Below are 6,000 nucleotides of genomic sequence, written 5' to 3'. Positions count from 1 at the left end.
GGTGGCATGTATGTCACCCGGCAGCGGGCGCGGTCCTCTTCTGTATCCGCCTCCAACTTCGTACTGATGTCAGCCGTTCGCGCTCGGCAGTGCCCGTTCGGCGGCACCCGCAAGGCCGTTTCTCGTCGGGCCGTTTCCCGTCCGGGCCGTCCCTGTTCAGCCGTCCCCGTTCGGCCGTTTCCCGTTCGGCCGTTTCCCGTCAGGCGACCGCCGCCCGGGCCGTCGCGAGGAGTTGGGGCAGCGTGCCGGTGAAGTCGGGGAACAGGCGGACCGCCACGGCCCACGCGTCCGGGTCCTCGCCCACGTGCTCGGCCACCAGCGCCCGGGCGGCCTCGCACGGCTCCGCGCCCCGGCCCTCCCGTGCCCCGGTCGGGTCGCGCGAGATGAGGTCCAGGAACGCGGCGGGCGAAGTCCCGTGGTGCAGAAGGTCCTCCGGCACGAGCGCACCCGTGCGCAGCATCCGCTCCACCGCCGAGCGGTTCGGCAACGATGCCGGACGCCCGTGCCGCGCCCCGACGCCGAGCGCCGCGCGTCCGAACTCGTTTGTGCAATCCGGCAGTTCGCACAGCTCATCGACCATCTGGCGGCTGAACAGCCCGTCGCGCACGGCGTCGGCGAGCTGCGGCCACGGCAGCGGTACGCCCTCCTGGATCGCCCGGCGCAGGTTCTCGTCCGCCCGGCCGGCCTTTTTCGCGAGGTAAGCCACCACCTTCTCGGGCGAAGTCTCCGCGGCCAGAAGGTCCTGGAGCCGGGCCAGACCGTCCTCGGCGGGCAACAGGGCACGCACGGTCTTGACCGTGGTGGCGGGCAGGCGGTCGAGGTTCAGCAACTCCTCGACCTCGGCAGGGCCGTACCGCTCCCAGACGGCCGCGAGGAGGCGCAGGCGCCCGGCCTGGGTGCCCAGCCGCAGACAGCGCAGGATCACCGTGGCGACTCCCGGGTCGCCGCCGGGGATTCCGGCGGTCAGGCGGGCGCGGTAGTGGCCGAGGTTGAGTTCGTACAGGGCGGAGACGACCTCGGGGGCGACGCGGCGGCGGCCGCCGTCGGTGCGCAAACCGGCCAGGATGCGGGCGCGTTCGGTGTCCGGAACCCGGGCGTGGACGTACAGCGCTGCGTCGACGGCGGGTTCGTCGAGCGCGAGGAGTTCGGCCACCTCCTCCTTGGTCAGCAGGCCGCACGCGGCACGGGACGCGAGGGCGGGCACCCCGTGCGCGGCGACGAGCGCATCCCGTGCCCGCGGCGAGAGCGCCTGGTAGTGGTAGACGAGGAGGTGCTGAACCGCGCGGGCGTCGAAGTACGGGGCGAGCGCGATCACCACCGAGTCCGGCAGCAGGCGCAGCAGGTGGAGGAACAGCGCGCGGGTGTTCTCCGGCTCGGTGGCCGGGAAGACGGCGGCCAGCGGCCGGGGCCAGGTGGTGGTCCGCTTGGCGGTCGGGGACGCGGCGACCTCCGCCACCAGGTCCACCGCCGATCCGGCGAAGCGCGGCAGGCGGCTGTAGAACGTCAGCCACAGGTGCGGGTCGTCGCCGAAGGGCGCGAACAGGTCGGCCAGCGCGGTCCGCACCTCGGGGGTCTCCGGGAGCAGCGCCAGCATGTGGTTCGCCGGGGCGGCTTCGCCGAGGATGCGGTCGAGGGGAAGCCACCCGTCGGATATGCCGCGGCGCATGGCGTCCGCGAAGTCCGTGCCGAACAGGACACCCTCGTGCGACACGACGTCGAACGGCAGCCACGTCGCGTGCCTGAACGCGATGTTCGGGCGCCTCGCCTTCAGCGCCTCGTGCACCAGGTCCTCGGGGCAGCCCTCCCACGAGGTCAGCCACCCCAGGGCGGCGTCGTCGAGCGGCTTGCGGGCGTGCTCGCGGCGTACCAGATCCCAGTCGAGCGCCGGGCGCTCCTCGACACTGCGCGGGTTCTCGGTGGCCAGGCGAACCCCCAGGAACGCCCGGACGGCGGCCGCGTCCAACCACTCCTCCGGCGGCCTCCGGTCGGCCAAATACGCGGACGGCTCCGGCGCCTGCGCCGCGTCTACCAGCAGCGCGGCGAGCCCCGGGTGCCCGAGGTCCTCCTTGGCCAGGTCCAGGAGGTCGGTACGCGCGCAACGGTCCGCGACGGCCACGCAGAGGTCGACGGCGACCGCGTACGGGACGTCCCCGCACCGGTCGGCCGCCGCCTGGCGCACGGCCGCCGAGAAGGGCATGGTCGCGGCGGCAAGCGGGTCGCGGCGCGCGATCTCGCGGAGCGCGTGGACGACGCCGTAGGGCTCGTGCCAGCCCTGGTCGTCCTCGTCCGCGACGTGTGCCAGGACCTCGGCGTAGAGGGCCGCGTCCATGGCCCGGTTGCGCCGGAACAGGCTCGCCGCGACGGCCGGGTCCCCCAGGCGCGCGGCGCGCATCAGCAGGTCGTCGGCCCGCGGCCCGCCGGACCACCCCTCGACCAGGAGCCCCGCGACGTCGAAGTCGTCCTGGGCGAAAATCCGGGTGACGGCCGTCCGGGGCAGACCTACCCGGGCCTCGACGATCGCCTCGATCTCGGCGCGGAACCGCTCGCTCAGGGCGGCGGCCACCTCGGGCTCGACAAGACGCATGGCGGTGACCAGCTCAATCACGAATGCTCAACCCCGAGAATCCGATGCCGTTGGGAAGGCACCGATCCTGGCACAAGGCCGCGACAGCACCCCCGCGGCAGCGGTTCCCGCGGCAGCGGTTCCCGCGGCAGCGGTTCCCGCGGCAGCCGCCCTACTCCGCGGCCTTCTCGTCGGCCTTCTCGTCGGCCTTCTCGTCGGGCTTCTCCCGCTCGACCGCCCCCCGCTCCGCCGCCCGGCGCTTCTTGCGCCACGCGATCACCCGGCGGATCAGCTCGATCAGCACAGTCATCACCGCGGCGGCCACCAGCCCGGCGACGATCCCCTTGAGCGGACTGTCCTTGAACGCCGCCCCGCCCCAATACCCGAGCAGCGTCGCGTACGTCGCCCACGTGACCGCACCGACCGCCGACCACTTGCGGAAGCGGGACCACGGGTAGTCGACGATCCCGGCGGTCAGCGAGATCGCGGTACGGCCGCCGGGGATGTACCGCCCTGCGATGATCATCATGCCGCCGTACTCGTTCAACCAGTTCTCCGCCTGCGCGCGCGCCTTCTTCCCGCGCTCCCCCGACAACATCCGCCGGGTGGCGAACGGCTCGGCCCAGCGCCCGATGGCGTACGCCGTGTTGTCCCCGGCGAACGCTCCCGCCGCACCGATCAGAATCAGCAGGAACAGGTTGGGCGACCCGGCGACCGTCCCGAAAACACCGCACGCGATCAGCGACGTCTCACTCGGCACGATCGGCAGAATCGCGTCGAGGAACGCCATTACCCCCACAAGCAGGTACGACCACGGCGAGTCGGCGAACCGCAGGAACGGATCGAACCAGGCTTCCACGTCGTTTCCTCACGGCCTCCGGGCAGGGCACACACCCCAGTCCTGCTACCCGCAACCCGCCCCCGCCTCACGTCTCCGCCCCGGAGCACCGCGATCTCTGCCGTGGCGACGGTCCGAGACCGCGTCCGAGGGCTCCTCCGGCACCGCGCCACCTGGCACCGCGCTCGCGGCGTTGCAGGCGTGGGAGAGCCGCGGGCCCGGCGAACGAGCACGACCGAGCACGAGTTGCGGTGCTGTGCCCGCGGTACACGGCACCGTGCGGCGCAACCCACCCGAAGACGTCCCTCTGCCGGACCTTAATCCCCCTGACGAGGTGACGGGGTCCGCGGTGCCGGGGGCGGGTCGGCGGCGTAGGGCGTGCCGGAGGCGGGGGGTGGGGCCGGGGGCGGTGGGGCGGGTTGGGAGTCGAGCCAGCGGGGAGAGCGGATGACCGGGCCTCCGCCGCCCGCGGGTGGGCCGCCGGCGCTTCCGGACGGGCCGCTCTGGCCCGAGTCGTAGCCGTGCGCGGACATCCCGGACGCCACCCCGCCGGCCGCGCTGCCGGCACTGCTCGACCCGGTCGACGCGGTGGCCGTGGCGGTCGTACCACGGCCCGCGTGCACGCCCATCCCCGCCTTGACGTACGACGCGGTCCCCCCGGTCAGAGCGGCCTTCGACCCGGCGGCCATCTCCATCCGTCCGGCGCGCAACTGCCCGATGTCGTCGCCGAGGGCCGGGATGAACCGGTAGACCATGACCGACGCGAAAATCGCCAGGAACATGATGGCGAGCCCCGTGAGCACACCGGCGAGGGCGTCGGTCCCGCCGCCGGAGCCGGCCGCCATGGCGAGTCCCAGCACGATGACGATGATGGGCTTCGCGAGCAGGATCGCCACCATCATGCCGACCCACCGGCGCACGTGACCCCACAGATCCCGGTCGACGACCCCCGCGTACACGATCGTGCCGAGGATCGCCCCGACATACAGCAGCGCGGCGCGCACCAGCAGTTCGATCCACAGGATCATCGCCGCCAGGATCGCGAACATCGACACGAAGATGAGCGTCACCGGCCCGCCGCCGAGACTCTGCGGGTCGAGGCCGCGGGAGAAGCCCTCCATGAACTGGTCGGTGTCCTGCTTCGTGCCGCTGGCGATGGCCGCGGTGATCGAGTCGACCAGCGACACCGACAGATGCAGGGCCAAAGGAGTGAACGCCGACGCCATGACCGCCAGCCACAAATACCCGACAGCCTCCCCGATCGCCGTCCCCAACGGCACCCCCCGCACCGCCCGCTTCGTGACCGCGACCATCCACACAATCAGCGTCAAAAACGCCGAAGCCGCAAACACCACCGCGTACTGCCGCAAGAACCCCGGATTCGTGAAGTCCACCGCAGTAGTCGCGTTGATGGCCGTGGCCAGCTTGCTGATGAACCACACCGCCGCCTCGGCCGTCGACTTGGCGATCGCCCCGAGCGGGTCCGCGGCGAAGGTCAGCGGGTTGCTGCCGGTCCGCGCCTGGCACTCCTCCTTCGCCGGGCTCGTGAGCTGGTCGCAGAACGACGCGTAGCCACCGCTGCCCGGGGAGCCGCTGGGACTCGGCGAGGACGTGCCCGTCGGCGAGGTGGAGGGCGGCGGAGAACTCGGCGGCGTGGCTCGCGGGTGGAGGCCCGGCACGGCGGCCCGTTCGTCGTGCGGCGCGGCGGCCTGTGCGGCCGGACGCCCCGCCAATCCCACGGCGTTCGGTGCGGCCGGACGCGCGGCAGGCTGCGCGGACGCCCGTTCGCCGCTGAGCAGCACCGCGGCAAGCAGACCTGCTACGACCGGGGCCAGCACCGCCAGCAGAGCAGCGGCACTGCGCATGCGGCGCGACCGGGGCCGAGTTCGCACGTGCGTGCGCGCACTAGATGGCACAGCGTGCGCCGCGTCGACGCATCGTTCTCCCAACAAGTCGCCGGTGGGGTCCAGGCGTTCCGCACCCCGCGCATCGACACCCTCGGCACCGTGCCCCGCCGACATGTCACCGGTGATGAGTGCGGCTTTGGCATCGGGCGGCTCGTACACGTAGGCGTGCCGGGGGTGGTGGGAGGGGCGGTGGGAGCGGGTGGGGGGCCAGGGGGTGGGGGTGGGGGGTGTGGTGGGGCGCATGTCCGTCGTGGGGGTTCCGGGGGTCGGCAGCCCCGGGGCACCGCGACGCGGGCCTGGCTCCGCCGCCGTGCCCGAGTGCGGCACCGCAGCCCGACGGGGTCGGGCGTCCGGCCTTACGGTCATGCGAACTCCTGCGTTGGTGTGGCGCTTCGTCGATCTTTCCGGCGTCCGGCCCGCTACGCCAGCGGGTTGGCGGTCGGTGGCTAAGGCGGGGTGGTCGAACCGGGTCGGGGGGTCGCGGCGGGTGCTTCCGGGGTGCTCCGTGTCGCGCGCGGATCAATCGTGCGGGAGGGCGGCGGCATACGTTCCGAAGGGGCTTTGCGAAGCCGGGTGTTGAGGGGCGCGAGGAGAGTGCGCCGGGCCCGGGACGGGTTCACCGGGTGGGGAGCGGCCGCGAGTCGGGCGGTCGCGGGTGTGGATGTGGATGCGGTCGCGCATGCGAGGTGTTC

The 6,000-nt window shown here is 72.9% G+C and carries 3 protein-coding genes; all 3 read right to left on the bottom strand.

What is annotated here, in order from left to right:
* Positions 1 to 199: 199 nt before the first annotated feature.
* Positions 200 to 2,605 (bottom strand): hypothetical protein, encoded by a 2,406-nt coding sequence (locus ACRX5S_RS20505; protein WP_436774453.1) that lies wholly within the window; start codon positions 2,603 to 2,605, stop codon positions 200 to 202.
* 130 nt (positions 2,606 to 2,735) lie between these two features.
* A complete protein-coding gene (locus ACRX5S_RS20500) occupies positions 2,736 to 3,422 on the bottom strand; it encodes a DedA family protein (protein WP_436774452.1) in 687 nt (228 codons plus the stop codon).
* Positions 3,423 to 3,718: 296 nt separating this feature from the next.
* Entirely contained in the window at positions 3,719 to 5,266 is a 1,548-nt protein-coding gene (locus ACRX5S_RS20495) for a hypothetical protein (RefSeq protein WP_436774451.1), read from the bottom strand.
* Between the last annotated feature and the right edge of the window lie 734 nt (positions 5,267 to 6,000).

It is taken from the genome of Yinghuangia sp. YIM S09857, assembly GCF_051388915.1.
Classification (GTDB): Bacteria; Actinomycetota; Actinomycetes; order Streptomycetales; family Streptomycetaceae; genus Yinghuangia.
This window is presented reverse-complemented; position numbering and strand designations above follow the sequence as displayed.